The following is a 17,127-nucleotide window of genomic DNA, read 5'->3' on the forward strand; positions in this document are numbered from 1 at the left end:
GGCCACGCTCGCCTTCGAACTCGTGCGCATGCTCGGCGTCTTCCGGCGCCACGGTGTCCTGCTCGGCGCGGCGTGCGTCGGCTTCGTGCACCACGCCTTCTACGAGATCTTCGATCAGATCGGCCCGCAACTGCGCTGGTGGGAATGGTCGGTGGACAACCCCATCAACCAACCGATGTTCGACTCCGTCCCGCTGCCCAGCGTGGTCGTCTTCGCCGCCCTGTGGCCCATGTCGCTGGCGCTGTGCGTGCAGTACTTCGTCGGCCGCCACGTCGACGCGGGCACGAATTTCACCGGACGGCAGTTGATTTGGCGCACCGTGGTCGTCGGCCTCCTCGCCTCGGTCGGCACCTTCGTACTCCCGCTACCCGCAACCATCTTCGGCATGGGCAGCGACTCCGTCCGCGGATTCCTCTACGCCGCAGAACTTTTCGTGCTCTCCGTGGTCGCGATAGTCCTCCTGTACCGGCGATGGTCCGCGCAACGCGCAGAACCCACCGAGCCATACCGCAACCGCCTCGCCCAGTCCTACGCACTCATCTACCTGGCCGTAATGGCCCTACTCTGGGCCACCGCCCTACCCGACTACACCGCAGCCGTGGATGGGCACACGCCCAATGGCGACCCTGTCGGCAATCTTTGGTACACGATCGCCTGTTTCGCCATCGCCCTCACCACCGTGCTCGCGACTTTCACGCTCCCACAACGCAACTCACCTGCTTCCGCCATCCAGCCCGCCACCACGCACACCGCGTGAACCGCGCGGAGCTCGCCCGCTTCCGTGTCGATGTGCGAGCGGACCGCACGCCGCTCGACCTTCCCGCCCACGACATCGCGTGCGATTCGCCGGCGGATGCAAGGGATGTGCGTAACTCAGCCTTCGGCGTTGCCGTCGGCGACGTCGTCGAAATGCGGTGACCGAGGCCCGCGGCGGGAGCACCGCCGCGGGCCTCAGGTCGAGACCCCTCGATGATGTCGGCGGTGCCCGACCGGTGGTCACGCTACGCCGCGTGCGGTGTGAGAAAACGGCCTCACATCTGGTTGCCACGACCCGTATCCGCTGCAATGAAAGCATGCACAACGTAACGCAATCGCCTTCATATCTGCCACATGCACTGCGCATTGTCCGACATCGTCTCGACGACAGCACTCGCGACTTTCTGCAACGGGAGCTGACTTCTGCCATCGCGGATCTTCGGCTGGATTCCGATCGGCATCAAGCTATCCTCTCCGCGATCGGATCGCAGGTACTGCGATCGCGACTGCCCGGCGAGATCTTGCAGGCATTGGCCTTCTACTCGACATCTCACAGACATGCACTTCTGCTCGAAAACCTTCCTTGCCAGAGGTTTCCGGCCAGTCCTCGAAGTGGCTTCACCGATGAAGCCGAATTGGCCTGTACGAATGCGCTGCATTTCGGTCTCCTCGAGCTTCTTTCGGTGACGCCGCTCGCCGTGGACTACGAGAACGACGGCAGGCTCATCCGGAACGTGACTCCGGTCGCAGGGGCGTCGGGGACAACCAGCTCGTGGGGGGCGGACGCGGAATTCTTCTGGCATACCGATAACCTTCATCTGCCCTTCGGGTCCGGAGGCGCCGATGCACAGCTGTATATCCCGCGCTATCTCAGCTTTTTCACGGTACGAAACTGGGAGAAGATTCCTACGGAAGTCGTGGCGCTCGACGACGTCATGAAATCCCTCGACCACTGTGCGCTGGACCAACTGCGGTCGTGCGAATATACCGTGCACGCACCGGATTCCGTCGAGACGGCGACGCCATTCACTGATGTGGCAGTGATCGAACGACACGGATCGGACCACTTCGCGAGGTTCGATCGCGCGGCAACCACGGCCGGCACGCTCCCTGCCGCGGAGGCGCTCGAGCTGTGGATTCAAACGCTGCGGCATGCGCGGGCGCAGGAGATCATTTTGCGACCCGGAGATTTTCTCATCTTCGACAACTACCGGGTCCTGCACCGTCGCAGGGCTTTTCAGCCCAACAGCCCGGAGACGTCCCGATGGTTGCGTCGTTGCTACGCATCGCGCCGGCCCACGCGCTGCCGCGCGGCCGGGATACGAAACAGGCGTTGACTGATAGCAAGTCCAGTGACCAATTCGGGCACGCCTCCGCGACGGGGGCAGTGCCCGTACGGATCGACGTTACATCGCAACGTCGTTTTCGACGCGTCTCGCCATCCATCCGAGGAGGTAGCAGCTCTCCTGCGGGCAGAGGTAAGTCACGTCGGTGAATTGATCGCGGCGGGAGTGCATCCCGTTCCGGATGAGCGTGGCCGATATCGTGATGACCACGACACACAAGGCGCTTCGTGGGCCGCGCGGTGCATTGATCATGTGCGGCAAAGAGTTGGGCAGACGATCGATCGCCCGGTCTTGCCGAAATGCGGCGGGACAACGTAGTGTCTGGTGACGGCCGACCGGCCGAACTCGCCGAAGCAGATCTATGATGTGGTCGATTGTCTGGCGGCTGACCGACCGCATCGCGTCACGCACGCGCACCTGACGTGTCGCGCGAATCGCAGCGCTTCATCCACTACCCGGCACTGGCTGACGGCGGATCGAACTAAGATGGCCGATGCACGCGCTGGTTTGTACGTGCCGACAACTCACAAACCTGGAGAGCGATGAACTCCGATCCACCTACGTCAGCCGCGGGAAAACCATTGGGGGCGGTGCTGTTCGACCTCGATGGCACGCTTGTCGACTCCGGACCGCTCTGGGACGAAGCGCTCGCCGAACTGGTGGAGTCGAACGGTGGCACGCTGGGATCCGACATCCTCGCCTGTACTCACGGTATCGACTCGACAGCCGCGGTTGCCCTGACCTATGAGGCTCATGGGTGGCGCGATCTGGATGTGGCGGCGGGCGTAGCGTGGATGCAGAACCGAGTCATCGAGAAGCTGATGACGAAAGTTCCGTTGCGTGCGGGTGCGCTTCGGCTCCTGGCCGAGGTTCGTTCGGCGGGGATTCCTTGCGGATTGGTGACCGCGTCGTATCGACCGGTGGTCGAACATATCCTCGGTGATCTCGGGCACTTCGACGTGGTTGTGTGTGGCGACGAAATAGACAATACGAAGCCACACCCCGAGCCTTATCTGACGGCTGCTGAGCGTCTCAACGTGGACCCGGTCGACTGTGTGGCGGTGGAGGACTCGCCGACCGGCATCGCTAGCGCGACCGAAGCGGGTTGCGCTGTCCTCGCGGTGCCGTCGCTGTCCGAGTCAAGGGTGTCGTCTCCGCTGCCGGAGGTCTCTGTCGAGCAGCTCGAGCAGCTGCTGGGCGGCAACCGATCTCGAGCATTCGCCAAGGTGAGTGCCGTATAACCGGATCAGTACTCGGGTGCGCCCGGCGCACGAAATCGCCAGTCGATTCGAAATCGAGTGCCGGTTTGCAAAGCATCGGGATCCTTTGTGGACCAAGAGAATACGATGCGATCGCCGTCGACCCTCGACCTGATCGGCGTCCGCAGTCCTTGCCTCGGCCTGAGCTCGGGTATCTCCCAGCCGCGGCAATAGGGATCCATCCACGAGGGGTAGTTGAGATCGACACTGAGCTCCTTCGTGCTGAAACGCACGGCCCGTTGGAACCATTCTCCCCATTTGTTGCGGCCCACCAGGTAGCAGTACTCGAGCGCCACGGACTGCCCGCTCTGTAGCGGGTAGACTCGATCGCTGTCTCGATGCTGGAAGAGAATCCACACTTCTTTCGTAGTGTCCTGGTCCGCTTTCAAGGTGCCTATCTTCAAGGGAATCCGGTCGTCGCCGAGCCAGGCACGAAGTTTCAGATCATCGAATATCAGCGGGTTCAAATAGTGGTGTGTACGCGATTTCTGTGGTTGGTCGGGATATCGGTCGACGTGCACCCGGATGAGATACTGACTTATCGGCCCGTTGCCGTTGTTGAGCAACTCGCGCCGCATCGTCATCCGGTAGTCGTCCTCATCGGGCAGGTAGTACAGCTCTGCGTGGTCACGGACCACCGTCAAATCATGACTCGACACCTGCCCGTGCTGACCATCCCGACATCTCCGCAGCAACTCCAGTAGCTCCCCGCCCGCCTGCAGGAAACGGTCCGCGGACTCTATGAATTGCTGTGACGGCACCTCGATATTCTTCGGCGACTCTACTCTGGAGACATAAGTCCGGTGGTATCGGATTCGGACCGCCAATTCGCCCTGCGACAGCCCCTTCGTGGTCCGTAGTTCGCGGAGGCGCCGGCCGAGAGTCTCGAGATTCTCGTTCCGTGTGGACGCTTCAGTCCTCAAGTGTGCCCCTGTACGTCGTTATCGGACCAGTACCCGCCACCAATACTGTGCGCGAGACGTGGTGGTCGTCGGGCGAGATCGCCCGACGGGTCTCGGTGCCGTCACGCTCTCGTTGCCCTCGCATATTTCGTTCGCACAAACAAACTGTCTCAGATCTTCGACCTCGGGCGCCCGATGGGCCGGGTCCCCTCTTCCGGATTTGTTTGTCCACACTCGTCGACGGAGCAATCACCATGTGTATCCTTGCTTTCGGCGACAGAGAGTCGAGATTTCTGTGCCGACTACAGAATAGCGAGTCCGCCCCCCGCTGCGGGGCTTTAGATTTAGGAATAACCTGAGAAGTTGGAACAGGCATCCGGGCTTGTTCGTCGTGGCGTCTCAGCTGCTCGCGTCGGAACCTCATGGATTCGGTGCCCGGTCCGGCAAAAGGATCGAATTCCGTTCCTGCGCAACGGTATTCGGTATGTCGCCGCTGCCGCTACGCGGTGCCGCACTCGTGCTCCGGCCGTTCGATCGGAAGCAGGCGTCGAGCGCTCCGGATCGCCACGATCCGGCAAGTTCTCGAACGACCTCCGGCAATAAGACGTGTTCTGCGGCGAGGACGCGCGCGGCGAGCGATTCCACCGTATCGGTGGCCAGAACCGGCACTCGTCGCTGCGCGATAATTTCGCCGGCGTCATACTCTTCGGTGACATAGTGCACTGACGGTCCACTGATCTCGTCGCCGCTATCCAAGACGGCCTTGTGTACCGCGTGCCCATACATGCCCGGACCGCCGTGGCGAGGCAGGAGAGCGGGGTGGATATTGATCATGCGCGATTCGTACTGGCGTCTGGTCCTCGGTCCGACGTGCTTCATATAGCCCGCCAGGACCACAAGATCAGTTGATCGATCGACCAGCGCCGCTCGCATAGCCTCATCCAATTCGTCCGGATCGCTGTGTGTCCGCCCCGAGAGATGGACGGTCGGGATCCGGCTTCGGCTCGCATACGCCAGGGCGCCGGAGGCGCTGTTGTTACTGACGACAAGAACAATCTTGAAATTGGCGGTTGGCATCAGCGACGCCTCATGCAGCGCGCGCATGTTCGATCCGTTGTGCGAAGCAAGGACGGCGACTCGTAATTCGGACATTGTCAGCGGTCTCCCACCGGTACGGTTGTGGTTGGGGTTCCCACCTTAGATCTCGGCATCCGTGTGCGAAATACCCGACCTCTGAAAGCGCTCCGGAGAGCGCAGTGGGCCGGGGTACCGTGGCGCGGTCAGGAAATCGAACCTCCGATTAGTGGCGCGCTGCCTACCGCGCTCCCGAACCGGTAGCGGAGGAAACGAATCAGCGGCGGCCGCGTCGCCAGAATCGAATGACGGAGCGGTCGAAGCGAAACATCTGCCAGTAGTAGTCCGGAACGTTCGCCCACTCCTTGAACTCGGTGAAATTGTCCGCGACTACGCGCAGCCCGCCCGCGCTGGAGAAGAGTGCGGGGAGGAGTTCGCCGAAGACGAAGGGGAACGGGATCGACTGTTTCGGCAGTGCCAGCAGGGCGGCGATGAGGCTGCCCTCGGCGACGCCGGACAACCGAAAGGTCGCGACCAGACCTTCGCGCGTCTCGGGGTTGCTCCACAGGGTATGCACCACACCCCACATTCCGTCCCGGACCGACGGAAAGTACAGTGCCACGGTCTGATCGAGTTCCGGCGCGCCGTTGCGCGCAACAATCGTCCGAAACAGTTTCGGCGTCAGTTCTCGATGCGCCAGGGCCGCGATCTCGCCGGCGGAGGCGGGCAGGATGTCGGCCAGCATCTTGTTTCGGCTACCCCAGGCCCCCTCGTACACCCGCAGCAACGCCACCGAAATCGTCTCGGACTCCATGTCGCGCACCACCATTCGCCATCCGTGCTTCACCAGATCGGCCAGCACGACCTCCTGCAGTCCGGAACCCCCTCGGGCTGAGCGTCCATCAGGCGTTTGAGCCGCGCGCCGTTCCCGCCGACGTACTCACGGACGGCATCGGTGATGCTGTTCGTCCCGGCCGACGCGGAGACCGCCGGGATGACCGTATCGTCCTTGCGCTGCAACAGATCCCAGGACAGCGTGAGCTGGTCCGCCGTCGTCGCGTTCGCGAGACTCGATCGAAGGGTCTTCCACTTCTCGTCACCGGATTCGAGGGCGAGTACGCGATTCGCGGCCGTGCGGTGGTCGCCGACGGCCACCGGTGCGCGCAGCGCCAGTCGCCACAACAGGCTGGGCCGGACCGACAGCAGCTGGAGGGTGGCGCACGCGTCCCACGCCGGGTGCAGCACACTCATCGCGTCGACAACGGCGGGCAGCTCCGCCGCGCCGACGTCGAGGTGCGTCCAATTCGTCGACCGCAGCGCGGCTATCAGCTGTGCAGCCCGTTCACCACTCGCGTCGTAGGCGTCGAGCAACCCCGGGCTCTCGATATCGAGATCGTCCAGTGATGGCGACTCGTCCAACCGCAACGTCGATGGCTGTAGCACGAGCGCAGCACGCAGTCGGAACACCGTCGAGAGGGGGAGCGCGGCGGATTCGGCGACGAAGAATTGCACGCTGTAGCGACCGGGCCGGTGAAATTTATCGTCGCCCTGGTACGCCTTGAACGCCACCACCGCCGTATCGTCCACCACGGACCGCACGGGTAACACCGCGTCGAAACCGAGCGGGTCCGAGCGGGCCCCTGCGGCGAGGGGTTCGTATCGGGTCAGCGTCTTGCTGATCGAGTGCAGCCAAGGGATCCTCGGCGCCAGGCTCGGTGAGGCCGAGACGAAGCCGAAACCAGTTGTCCCGGAGAGGGTCTCGGTCGACCAGGTATACAGCGCCTGCCCTATCATCGGCATCGGCTACACCCTGCCGAGCAGCAGCGCGAGCGCGATCGGCCGCCAGCAGCCGTCCGGTTTCATCGAACCCCCGTAACCCAGATGCTCGTAGTCCATGCCGAGCGCGCTGACCCGCGCGAAACGCGTCCGCTCCGCGCCGAAGCGGGAAAGTGCCGCGGTCACAACGGGTTCCAACCCCTGCGCGACAAGCATATTGCGCACGATATCCGATTCGTCTTCGAGATATTTCTGGACCTCGGCGGGAAAACCGATGGGGGCGGCATGAGCCGGCCAGTCGACGATCTTGTCCGATTTGGAGATCGCCACGATGAACGGCACCTTGACCCGTTGTCCCGTCGCCTGCTCGATGCCGTCGGCCAGATTGTGCACCATCTGTGGTCCTGCCATCTCGACGCCTTCGACCGCGGGCTTCAGGAATGCGTTCGGATCGGGAAATCCGTCCGGGTCGAGCAGGAGGATGATGGCGTCGCTCGTGTACAGGAAACGCCCGCTCTGGGCCACCTTCTGCACGCTGCGGATGACCTCGCCGGGGACGTCGTAGAGCGCGAGGCTGCGCCGTTCGCCGTTCTCGAATTGCAGTCTGGCGACGTAGCCCTCGTGAATCTCACCCTCCGGTGTGGGCGGAAGCGGCTGTCCGTCGTTATACACGCTGACGAGTTTCTGTTTGAGCGGATCGACCTGCGAGGGCAGCAGACTGGCGACGGTCGAGGTGATCCCGAGCCGCCCAGCGGTGTAGATTTCCGCCGCGACCGCGAGTAGGTAGGTCGACTTCGCGGCGCCGACATTGCCGGCGATTGTGATAACAAACGGTTTGTCGGCCAGGGCGTCGATGACCACGTGTCCCTTCGGGCAGTACGGGTCGTAACCGCCGCCCATCTTGGTCGCGGCATCGTCGAGGGCTCGCCGTTTCTTTCGCCACCATGCGGACTTGCCGACCGCGTCCGTCGGCGACGAACCGACCTCCGACCACGGCGGCGCGCCTTCCGGTGGTCCATCGGTGCCGAAAAGGGTTTGCGGGTCTATTCCTGTGGCTTGAACACCGACGATCTGAGAGGTCGGATAGTCCTTCAGGCAGTGCCGGCACAGCATCGTCTCGGTCATTACTGATGCCCTTCCGCCTCAGCCTGATTGCGCCGTTCTTCTTTGCCTTCTGCGTCGATCAGTATTTTCGTGGCGAACCCTTCGCCCCAACCGGGCGTATTGCGCAACTTTTCTTCCCATTCCCCCAGATGCTCAAGCGTGCCGCCAAGAATCCGGGGGATGTGGACGATTCTCTTGGCTATCTGCCAGAACCAGACGACCACAATGGCGAGCACCGGAAGTAGCCCCTGGCGCAGCACGTACTGGACGCCCACCGAGATGAACTTCCACACGACCTCCGGAACATCCAGCCACAGTCGCGTCTTCACCAGGAGGTAAACGGCGGCGATAGCCAGATACATGGCGACGGCACCGCGGACGCCGAGCCCGAACACGGAGTCGAGGCAGTAGCCGAGGCCGATCGCCAGGCTGATCCCCGCGATCGCGACGGCATTGACCGACACCACATTTCGGATTCGCGGGAACTTCCACGCGACGGCCTGCAGCGTCCCGAACAACACGATGTAGAGCCAGAGCATGAGCGAGGCGAGCCAGACGCTCGGACGGAAGGCCGCAGTGCCGCCGAGACTGTCGGCCCACGATCACACCAGCCGGAGAGCGCTACCGACGCCGGCGAAAACCTCGCCACCGTAGTACGACAGGTACACGGTCAGTGCCAGACTCGCGAGGACCAGGCCCCACCGGTCTCTGCGATGGCGCGGTACGGGATCGACTGTCGGAAATACCCTGGAGCGCCGCGAAACCGAGGCTATCGCGCCGCGTCCGAAAACTCGAACCGCGAAGGTGAGCAACGAGAGGGTGAGAAGCACCGCCCCCGCTATGATGTCGGTCCGCTCGACGAGACTCATTTCTTCCTCAACTAACCGACATAAGTCGATGGTTCACCGGTGAATACTTCTTGCTGGCGGTAGAGGCGACGACCTGCCCGATAGCCCGGCACCACGACGAACTGCACAGGGTGGTTCGGATCGCATGCGCGCCATGCTCTTTGGGTCTCGATATCGAGAACGCGACTCGAGCGATCGAACATCCAACCCGCCGAGTTGTCGAGTTCCTCTGCGGCTCTGCGCAAGTCGGCCCCACGGGCGCAGACCCATTCCGCGTCGGCGAGCAACGCCGTGTGTGGTGTCGGTATGCCCAACTGGTTGAGCAACTCGGCGGCGCTGTCGATGCCCGCGATCAATATCAACAGATACGCCCGCAGGATCAGCACTCCGGTCCGGCGCTGCGGCGGATGATGCGACCCCGACTGCGCCAGCGGCCGCACGAGACAAGGTAGTTCCTGTGTATCGAAGGCATGCAGCCGGTTCATGACGTCCAGATGTCCGGCGTCGGCGGCGCTGGACAGGTCGTCGGACTGCGCGAGCCGTTCGGCGGTCAACTTGTCGATCTGGCCGCGCAAATCCAACCCTTCGACGCGCAGCTGTTCGATCTCCGTCATCAGTCGCTGGGTCTCTCGATCCCGATCGCCGACAGCCTGTCGCAGTTCCGCCCGGTCCAGCTGTAACCGTTTCAGCTGTGCTTGTACGTCGAGCATCGCGTGCGTGTGTTCGCGGTGACGCTCGCGCAGTAGCCCGTTGTCGTCGTAGAGTCGGGTGAACTCCGCGCGTAAGTCTTGCCAGGAGAGTACGAGCAGTTCCAGATCTCGGCCGATCCGGTGGATCGGCCGCGGATGCGCCGCGGTGTGCTCGGCGCGCGCTTCGGCCTCGGGTCCGGCTCGATGTCTGTCGGTCATTCCGCCGCTTCCTCGATCAAGTAGTTCATGGATGCGCGCTGTTCGACGCCGGTGTTGCGGTCGAGCACCCGCATGGCGAGCTCGACGAGACCGAACACGAGGGTGACGGTGATCTTTCGCTTGGCGATCGGCTCGCCGACCGTGCCGCGGATGTCGATGTCGATCGTGAGCAGGTGTTCGGAGCCGGGTTCATCGATATAGCGCGGACGCGGATTCTTGGTCTGGAACAACCGAATGCCGAGGCTGGCGGTGTCCGAGTCCGAGGGGCAGAACTGCTGCGATATCTCGTGGCCGACGACCACCTGCTGGCCCATCGTCACCAGGACGGCGAAAGCGTCCTCACACCACAGATCGCCGTCCTCGTCGATGTGCATGCGGCGCAACTGGTCCGAGTGCTCGTGGAATCTCCTGCGCACCGCGATCCCGTAGGTGAACTGACTCGGCCGGGAAACCACGACACCCTCCAGGCCGGACCGCACCGCGCCGAACAACACCGCGTGCGCCGGTCGTGGCGCGGTCAGCACCTGCGTTACGATGCCGGAGAACGCCTGACGAAAACGGTCTTGCAGATAGTGCGATTGCGCGAACCCACCCACCAGCAGCAACGAGGGCGGCGTGCCACGGGGCAACGCCCGAATATGCTCGGCGACCAGCGCGATCATCGGGGTGATGGTCTTGTCGAACAGCGAGCGCACCTCGCCGGGCGAGAGCACGATCGAATCGTCGACGCCGCCCTGTGCCGCGGCCAAGGCCGCGCGGCTGCGGTCGTCCTCCACGTACAGCTTGCGAAGCACTTTGGGCGGCAACGTGACATTGAGCGGGCCGCCTCGCCGCGGATCGAAGTCGCGTTTGGCGCGCTCCCAATCATCAAGCAGCGCAATGCGTGACGCGCCGTCGGCCGCCATCTCCCAGGCGAGCGCCTGACCCAGCCGAGCCCGGACGATCCCACGGATGAACTCCCTGTCGAGGTCGCCGGCGCCGAGGGCCGCGCCGGTCGGGACACCGAGGCCGGCCAGGCGTGGCCGGTCGTCGGTACCCACCACCTCGTAGGAGGTGATATCGACCGTGCCACTGCCCGCGTCGACGACCACGAAGCGCCTGCCCGGCTGCGCGAGGTCCTCGAAGGCCGGGTCCTGCCAGCAGTCCAGCGCCGCGGCCTCCGGTTCGGTCACCAAACTCAGTCTGACACCGGAGAATCCGGCGATCTCGGCGGCGGTGCGCATGAGGTGCCGCTCGCGATCGCCCCAGATGGCGGGGACGGTGAGCAGCCACTCGACCTCGTCGGGTGTGATGGCCGTGCGAGTGACGATCTCCTTGATCGCGACTCGATAGACCTCGCGCAGGCACAGCGCGGTCAGCTCGATCGCACTCGGCTCGGATTTCCTCCGGTCACCGTCCCCGTTCGCGGCGCCGTCGGGCAGCAGGGCAATCTTGAAATGTGCTCGGTAGTCGAGGTTTTCGTCGGTCGCGTCGGCGAGCCGCCGGCGTCGCGCCTCGTACCCCCAGGCCACGACCATCCCGTCGGCATCCAGCAGTAGGGCACTGAGGTTCTTCGGGTAGGCGGCGGGCTGCCCCGGCCACTGGTCGTAGTAGAACACCGTGTGTTTCGGGTCGTTGCGCAGCGACCACGCGAATCCGGTACCGTGCGTGCCGAAATCAACCGCGGCCACGACGCGTGAACTGTCGGCCATGGTTCTCCTCTCTCGTCGGCTCTCGGTACTTCGACAACAGTGCGTCGGCTCGGTCGAGCAGATCCGCGAGTGCGCCGGGCCTGCCCGCCGAGTCGCCCATGTCGAATCGGCTTTCGTAGATGGCGTCTCCCATCGCCCGCAGTTCCGCCGCGGCGCCGTCGTCGCCTCGCTGCTCGCGGAGGTCGGCGAGGTGCCCCAAGCGAAAGTGGACGGCGGTCTCGTCGCTGTCCGCGGCGGCGGGGTACCGGGTGAGCGCGCGGCGGGTCGCCCCGTCGACGATCGCCTGGTCCGGTTGCGACGGAACGTGGACGGGGCCCCCGACGAATCGCGCCAGCGAGGACAAGAGCCCGTGGTCGCGCGGGTCGACGCCGATGGCGCGCACGTCGCCGAGTGCTTCGACGGTGCAGTCCGACTGCCGGAGAAAATACTTGGCGAAGACGATGATCGATTCTCCGGCTTCGCCTGACTCGGTGTCGTCCGTCGCGAAGACCCCGCGCGCCACCAGATCTCGCAACCTCGCGTGCCGTCTCAATCGATATCTCGTCGCCTTGCGATCCAGGAGCGAGATGCCGCCGTCGCGGCCGAGGTCGAGCAGCAGCAACGGTCCTGTGCCACAGGCGTAGTCGTCCGCGGTGGGGGTCATGCTCGCGGCTTCGGCGGCGGGGATCAGTTCCACCTCCGAGAACCCGCCGCAATCGGCGGCGAGTGCCAGCCGATCCCGTTGGCTCCGTGTCCAACCTGAGGGGTAGGCGATGACGGCGCCGCTGATCGGTCCGCTCCGCTCGATCAGTTCCGCACGCAACGCGGCCAGTAGCCGGCCGACGAGATAGTCGGTGGGGTAGTACGTGTCGGCGAGGGGAACCAGTTCGGCGTCACCGATGCGCTCGACTATGTCGGCACGGTGGTCGCGCGCGTCTCGCGTCCCGTCGTTCGATCGAACACCGGCCAGCAATTCGGCGCCGTGTCGGGCGACAGTGGCCGGAATCGTGGTGACTCCCTGCGTAATACGCCCATCGAGGGCGGTTTTCGCGCGCAGTGTCGTCGGCTCGATACCGATGCCCACGACGTGATGGCCAAGGGAATTCGTGGCGGTCATCCCGAATACACCACTCTGCCGGGAAGTCGCTTGCCGTCGACCTCGGCCCACAACCGCAGGCACCTGAGCACGTTTCCGCTCCCGTCCGAGCGGATCCGGACGTCGTTGTCGCCGGTCTTTCCACGGATCTGCCGATAGGGGTGAGCCAGTAGTTGCAGGTGGACACCGGGGTGGTCGCGCTGCGCGTTGAAAACCAGTGCCCTTGCTCGCTCGTGGATGCCCGACCACCAGCTACCTCCGGCCGCTACGGGCATGTGCAGAACCGATTGCAGCGCCTCGTCGACGAGGACGAGCGCCTCGAAGGACTCGGGTGATCCATAGCGGGTCCGGCCGTATTCGCCCAGCCGATACAGCAGGTCACGGTGGTACGCGGCACGGTTCGCCTCGGTGAATACGCACAGGCCCTTGTAGTTCACGCTCTCCAAGGCGAGCACGAGGTCGGGATCGCCGTCGACCATGGCGGCGACGATGGTGGCCAGGCGAGCCAACTCCCGGCGAAACGAGTCGGGTGATCGGGTCGCCAAGCCTAAACGGCGGGCGATCTCGTCGTCGATCGGCGCGGAGTCGAGCAATCGATAGCCCTCGCCGGCCATGGACGGCGGACAGAGCACGATCTCCGGAGTACCGGGTAGATCCCGCCATCGCCCCGAGGGCTCCGGGGAGCCGAGGGCCTCGGTCACCGCGTCGCGCCAAACGGCGGCCTCCGGCTCGGGCAGCCGTAATGTCGCCAAATGCATTCTGCGGCGCAGGGTGTGGGGCGCGGCGGCCGGATCGCGCAGCCAGGCAGGGGCACTCGGCGATCGAAGCAGGATGGTGAGCGCTCGGTCCGGTGCCGTACGCGCCGAATCGTGTTCTTCCGGTGCTTTCGCATCGAGCAGTTCGTCGAATACCCGGATCACCTCTCGGCACGCCGCGGCACCGGGATCATCGGGCCGTACCCGATAGGCGGCCGCGACGCCGGAGCGCAAGCCGATCAAGCCGTATCGGAGCACCGTGGCGAGCTCCGAAGAGGGGGTATTCAGCAGTGTGCGTGCGTGTTCCATCAATGTGCCCCGCTGAACGGATCGCGGGCCTCATCCAGCGGGGCGCGCACGGCCGGAAGCCGAACGGTGTGCACCCGTCCCGGATCGGACTCCACCTGACTCAGCGACGTCGCCGTCCGGTAGGGCAGTGCGCCGCCGTGTACCCGCAGCCGCCCCCGCCGGTCGAGCGTGGCGTGGTAGCGGGTGGGAAACCTGCCCGCCGACAGGACCGGTTGGCGTAGCTCACCGATGCGCTTCTGACCGCCCGGATAGTGCAGCGTGAATTCCCACCGGGCGGCCGCGCCGGCCGCCCGACGACCGACCGGAGCATCGAGATCTGTCCTAGCTTGCAGGCCTTCGATGCCGAGATCTGCTGGTGCGCTGTTGTTCTCGAAGAATGTCGCGTCGAAGCTCAACGGTTCGCCCGCAGGGAACACCACGGAACGCGATCTGGTCGTAGAGCCGCCGATGATCGAGTCGACCAGAATATCTCCGGGCAAGACGTCCGGTACGGTGCCGTCCGGACCACAGAACTCCGGACCGAACACCTCTCGAATCGCGTCGAGGACACTGATCGACGGGCCCGCGACGACATAGTGGGGACCACCCCGGCACAGATGAATCGAGAGATCGAGCTCCTGGGTCACCTCGAGCTGCGCCTTGATCTCGTGCGGCCAGACCGCCGAATCCAGCACCGAGGGCGGTTGTTCGTGGCGTGCGTACTCCTCGAACCGGAAGTTCCCCCAGAGCGCGTCGTGGCCGCCGCTGATCACCCGGTACACGCTGACGGCCGGCGTCAGCGCGTCCCATTCGCCTTCGCCGCGGGCCTTGCCGATCGGGTCCGCGTCGAGTTGCACCAGTTCGGTGCGGCTGGTCAGCCGCACCGCGGCGCCCTCCTGTTCCTTGATCCGGAACGAGCACGGCAGGTTGTAGAACAGATTCTCCACCTCGACGGCCAAGACCGTCTTGCCCTCCCGGAGGCGGCGGTGGGCGTTGTCGAGGTCGACACCGTACTGTCTGATGCTCTCGGCCCAGCATGCGCCGATGGCCGTGGCCGACTTCGCGTACTCGTGCTCGACGGTGACCCCGCTGCTGTCCCAGTTGATGTGCGCGCCGCTGTCGTCGCCACGACCGAAGTCCGCGCTCAGCGCGTGCCGGACCTGTGTCAGCGCACTGGTTTTCCCGGTGAGAATGATCCGGTCGAGTTTCTCGGCAGGCTCGGACTTGAAGGCGTCCAGCACCAAACCCGTTGCCAGACGCATGACTTCGGCGAGCGGCTCCGCGATGAGCTGACCGAACTCGTGCACGCCGAGTTGCCGTTGCGGCAGTCGTTCGAGTTCGGTCGCCGAGAGGCCGGCGCCGGCGGTAGTGGCGTGCACCAGCTGAACGAGTTCGGACCGGGTCAGCGGGAAAGGCACGGCGTCGGGCCTGCCGAGCGCGGCCTTCGCGCGGTCCGCCAGCCGCCACAGCAGCCAGAAGGCCTGTTCATTGTGCTGATCCGTACGCCACCGAGTCGGCAGGACGGATTCCAGGGCGTCGAGGACGTCGCGGTCCTCACAATCGGCGCGCACAGCGTGCACCAAGCTGTCCGATCGGTACTTCTCGTCGCGTCGGAAGTTCCTGGGCAAGGACTGAATCGGCGTGCCGTAGTTGGCCGGGAAGGTGGTCAGCAGCAGGTCTACGACGACGGCCTTCAGCCAGTGGAATACTCGCAATGTCAGGTACTCGCCACCGAGCTGAAGGTGGCCCGAAGAGCCCCTGACCTTGGGGGTGAGTACGTAATACCTTCCGTACCACGGGCTTTCGATGTCCGCGCCGGGGTCGGGCGCGGTCCGATCGGCGAGCACCATGGTCACCAGGGCGATATCGGTTGTGCCGCCGCCGATGTCGATCACCAGGATGTTCTGCTTCCAAGCCGGCGGCGATTGGCTGACGAAGCGATATCTAGCCTTGACCGCCTCGATGCCGATCTCGAACTCGCCACCGAAATCCCGCATCAGGAAGAACATCACGGCCGCGACGGCCTCGTCGTAGGACGTTTCCACCAGATCCAGGCCGTCGCGCAGCCGCGGGTGCCGCATGAGTTCGCGCAACCGATGGCGCACGATCGGCGGCGCCACCGTCGGATAGGTGAGGACCGCCTGATTCAATCGACCGCGCGCGAGCGACCCCGGATGCGCCGCGATGAAATCGTCCGTGCGCTCGATCAGGAACCACAGGGCAGCCTCGATCAGATCGTCGGTGCTCACGGTGGTCGTCTCGCCTGTGCCCGCATCGACGATGCGGCCCTGCGGTTTCCCGAGGTATTGCTTCAGGCCGTGGTGGTAACGACCGAGGGCGGGTTCCGCCGAGGGATCGTCGTCGGCGCTCAGTTGCACTGCCAGCGGCGCGATTCCGGTCACCTCGATCCGGCTCGGCAGCTCATGGCCGCCCGTCGCCGCGTCGAGCTCGACCGGAAACAATTGCAGCCCATCCAAACCCGGGACCGCGAAGGCGGCGTCATAGCAGCCGTGCAGACGGTCGGCCAGCCAGCTCCGCAGTGGCGCGCCGAGTCCGGGCAGGGCGCGTTCCAGGCCGAGGAGGACTCCGTACAGGACGGTGAGCCGATGACGAGGATTGTCCACCGGCTCGCTGTCGAGGGCCGCGACGAGACGGTCGCGGGCATCGCCGGTGCTTTCGCCGATCGTCGGTACCGTTCGAGCGATCGCGTCCATCATGCCCGCGAACTGCCGCGCGTGGGTCGGCGGGAGTGACGGGTCGCGCAGCAGTGCGACGACCTGGTCGCGCAGGGCGGCGGCTTGCTGCCGTGCCAGCGGGCGTTCGCTCAGGTTGTCTTGATCGAACAAGACGGCGGTCGAGTTCGAGGTGCCGAAATCCAGCGCTACCCACCCTGGATGGCGGGGGATGTCGGATACCTTGCGCCCGGCGACTTTCGGCGCGCTCGATTCGAGAGACAACTGCACTACCATCCGGAATTCTCTCGGGGGGTCGGGTTCTGCTACGAACGTGCCGATCCACGCGACCGTTATCTGCTCGTCGGGGTGGCCCGGTGCCAACGCCTCGACCTCCGTGGGATCGGTGCGTACCGGGTCTACGAAGGTCGTGCCCGAAAGCGGTGCCGCAGTCCAGCTCGCCAGCACCCGATCGGCCAATGGCCCTCGCGCCGAGGCGAGTTCGGGGCGTAAATCGATCAAGCGAATCACTGAGCCGTGGGCCAGCGGTGCCAGCTCCAGCACCGGCAATCGGAAGCGGCCGTCGCTCTCGCACACCGTGAATCGACCGCTGCCCTCGGCTCGGAAGACCGCGGGGTCACCGACGCAGCGCACCGTCAGACCCTGGTTCATC

General features: G+C 64.7%; 15 protein-coding genes and 1 pseudogene. 5 read left to right on the forward strand and 11 right to left on the reverse strand.

Annotation, left to right across the window (positions count from 1 at the left end; genetic code table 11):
• From ON39_RS44915 to ON39_RS44930, 5 genes and pseudogenes are all read left to right on the forward strand, one after another.
• Positions 1 to 757 (forward strand): annotated as a pseudogene (locus tag ON39_RS44915) (hypothetical protein); the annotation flags it as partial.
• Complete coding sequence (locus ON39_RS49545) at positions 754 to 918, forward strand: hypothetical protein (protein WP_157195669.1); 165 nt, start codon at positions 754 to 756, stop codon at positions 916 to 918. The pseudogene ON39_RS44915 and the gene ON39_RS49545, both read left to right, overlap by 4 nt.
• Positions 919 to 1,073: 155 nt before the next feature.
• On the forward strand, positions 1,074 to 2,093 hold the full coding sequence (locus ON39_RS44920; protein WP_051187973.1) for a TauD/TfdA family dioxygenase: 1,020 nt from the start codon (positions 1,074 to 1,076) through the stop codon (positions 2,091 to 2,093).
• A gap of 190 nt (positions 2,094 to 2,283) precedes the next feature.
• Positions 2,284 to 2,430, forward strand: coding sequence for a hypothetical protein (locus tag ON39_RS51660; protein WP_110293363.1), 147 nt, complete (start codon positions 2,284 to 2,286; stop codon positions 2,428 to 2,430).
• A gap of 262 nt (positions 2,431 to 2,692) precedes the next feature.
• Positions 2,693 to 3,343 carry an HAD family hydrolase gene (locus ON39_RS44930; RefSeq protein WP_040743655.1) on the forward strand — a complete coding sequence of 217 codons (651 nt, stop codon included), beginning with the start codon at positions 2,693 to 2,695 and terminating at the stop codon, positions 3,341 to 3,343.
• Positions 3,344 to 3,348: 5 nt separating this feature from the next.
• On the opposite strand, the gene ON39_RS44935 is transcribed toward ON39_RS44930, so the two are convergent.
• The 11 genes from ON39_RS44935 to ON39_RS44990 all read right to left on the reverse strand — a co-directional run bounded on the left by ON39_RS44935 (position 3,349) and on the right by ON39_RS44990 (position 17,126).
• A complete protein-coding gene (locus ON39_RS44935; protein ID WP_083895112.1) occupies positions 3,349 to 4,284 on the reverse strand; it encodes a helix-turn-helix domain-containing protein in 936 nt (311 codons plus the stop codon).
• A gap of 399 nt (positions 4,285 to 4,683) precedes the next feature.
• Positions 4,684 to 5,415 (reverse strand): phosphoribosylglycinamide formyltransferase, encoded by a 732-nt coding sequence (purN, locus tag ON39_RS44940; protein WP_083895113.1) that lies wholly within the window; start codon positions 5,413 to 5,415, stop codon positions 4,684 to 4,686.
• A gap of 199 nt (positions 5,416 to 5,614) precedes the next feature.
• Entirely contained in the window at positions 5,615 to 6,199 is a 585-nt protein-coding gene (locus tag ON39_RS44945; protein ID WP_040743513.1) for a hypothetical protein, read from the reverse strand.
• Positions 6,181 to 7,137 (reverse strand): hypothetical protein, encoded by a 957-nt coding sequence (locus ON39_RS44950; RefSeq protein ID WP_040743514.1) that lies wholly within the window; start codon positions 7,135 to 7,137, stop codon positions 6,181 to 6,183. Before ON39_RS44950 ends, ON39_RS44945 begins: the two co-directional genes overlap by 19 nt.
• A gap of 3 nt (positions 7,138 to 7,140) precedes the next feature.
• On the reverse strand, positions 7,141 to 7,974 hold the full coding sequence (locus tag ON39_RS44955) for a TRAFAC clade GTPase domain-containing protein (protein WP_146251019.1): 834 nt from the start codon (positions 7,972 to 7,974) through the stop codon (positions 7,141 to 7,143).
• Positions 7,975 to 8,237: 263 nt separating this feature from the next.
• Positions 8,238 to 8,756 carry a hypothetical protein gene (locus ON39_RS44960; RefSeq protein WP_040743518.1) on the reverse strand — a complete coding sequence of 173 codons (519 nt, stop codon included), beginning with the start codon at positions 8,754 to 8,756 and terminating at the stop codon, positions 8,238 to 8,240.
• A gap of 341 nt (positions 8,757 to 9,097) precedes the next feature.
• The gene (locus ON39_RS44970; RefSeq protein WP_040743522.1) at positions 9,098 to 9,973 is read right to left on the reverse strand and encodes a coiled-coil domain-containing protein; all 876 of its coding nucleotides are present in this window, start codon (positions 9,971 to 9,973) and stop codon (positions 9,098 to 9,100) included.
• Positions 9,970 to 11,664 (reverse strand): Hsp70 family protein, encoded by a 1,695-nt coding sequence (locus tag ON39_RS44975; protein ID WP_040743525.1) that lies wholly within the window; start codon positions 11,662 to 11,664, stop codon positions 9,970 to 9,972. Before ON39_RS44975 ends, ON39_RS44970 begins: the two co-directional genes overlap by 4 nt.
• Positions 11,630 to 12,760 carry an Hsp70 family protein gene (locus tag ON39_RS44980; protein WP_146251018.1) on the reverse strand — a complete coding sequence of 377 codons (1,131 nt, stop codon included), beginning with the start codon at positions 12,758 to 12,760 and terminating at the stop codon, positions 11,630 to 11,632. The genes ON39_RS44975 and ON39_RS44980 overlap by 35 nt, the downstream gene beginning before the upstream one ends.
• Complete coding sequence (locus tag ON39_RS44985; RefSeq protein ID WP_040743529.1) at positions 12,757 to 13,803, reverse strand: hypothetical protein; 1,047 nt, start codon at positions 13,801 to 13,803, stop codon at positions 12,757 to 12,759. Before ON39_RS44985 ends, ON39_RS44980 begins: the two co-directional genes overlap by 4 nt.
• Complete coding sequence (locus ON39_RS44990; protein WP_146251017.1) at positions 13,803 to 17,126, reverse strand: hypothetical protein; 3,324 nt, start codon at positions 17,124 to 17,126, stop codon at positions 13,803 to 13,805. The genes ON39_RS44985 and ON39_RS44990 overlap by 1 nt, the downstream gene beginning before the upstream one ends.
• Between the last annotated feature and the right edge of the window lies 1 nt (position 17,127).

The organism is Nocardia tenerifensis NBRC 101015 (genome assembly GCF_000308715.1).
Taxonomy (GTDB): Bacteria; Actinomycetota; Actinomycetes; order Mycobacteriales; family Mycobacteriaceae; genus Nocardia; species Nocardia tenerifensis.

What these genes read in the sequence shown, in the direction of transcription:
- ON39_RS44960 (WP_040743518.1), bottom strand. Translation starts at nt 8,756, where the DNA reads ATGCTCTGGCTCTACATCGTGTTGTTCGGGACGCTGCAGGCCGTCGCG.
- ON39_RS44985 (WP_040743529.1), bottom strand. Translation starts at nt 13,803, where the DNA reads ATGGAACACGCACGCACACTGCTGAATACCCCCTCTTCGGAGCTCGCC.
- ON39_RS51660 (WP_110293363.1), top strand. Translation starts at nt 2,284, where the DNA reads ATGAGCGTGGCCGATATCGTGATGACCACGACACACAAGGCGCTTCGT.
- purN (WP_083895113.1), bottom strand. Translation starts at nt 5,415, where the DNA reads ATGTCCGAATTACGAGTCGCCGTCCTTGCTTCGCACAACGGATCGAAC.
- ON39_RS44975 (WP_040743525.1), bottom strand. Translation starts at nt 11,664, where the DNA reads ATGGCCGACAGTTCACGCGTCGTGGCCGCGGTTGATTTCGGCACGCAC.
- ON39_RS44970 (WP_040743522.1), bottom strand. Translation starts at nt 9,973, where the DNA reads ATGACCGACAGACATCGAGCCGGACCCGAGGCCGAAGCGCGCGCCGAG.
- ON39_RS44920 (WP_051187973.1), top strand. Translation starts at nt 1,074, where the DNA reads ATGCACAACGTAACGCAATCGCCTTCATATCTGCCACATGCACTGCGC.
- ON39_RS44990 (WP_146251017.1), bottom strand. Translation starts at nt 17,126, where the DNA reads ATGAACCAGGGTCTGACGGTGCGCTGCGTCGGTGACCCCGCGGTCTTC.
- ON39_RS44950 (WP_040743514.1), bottom strand. Translation starts at nt 7,137, where the DNA reads ATGCCGATGATAGGGCAGGCGCTGTATACCTGGTCGACCGAGACCCTC.
- ON39_RS44980 (WP_146251018.1), bottom strand. Translation starts at nt 12,760, where the DNA reads ATGACCGCCACGAATTCCCTTGGCCATCACGTCGTGGGCATCGGTATC.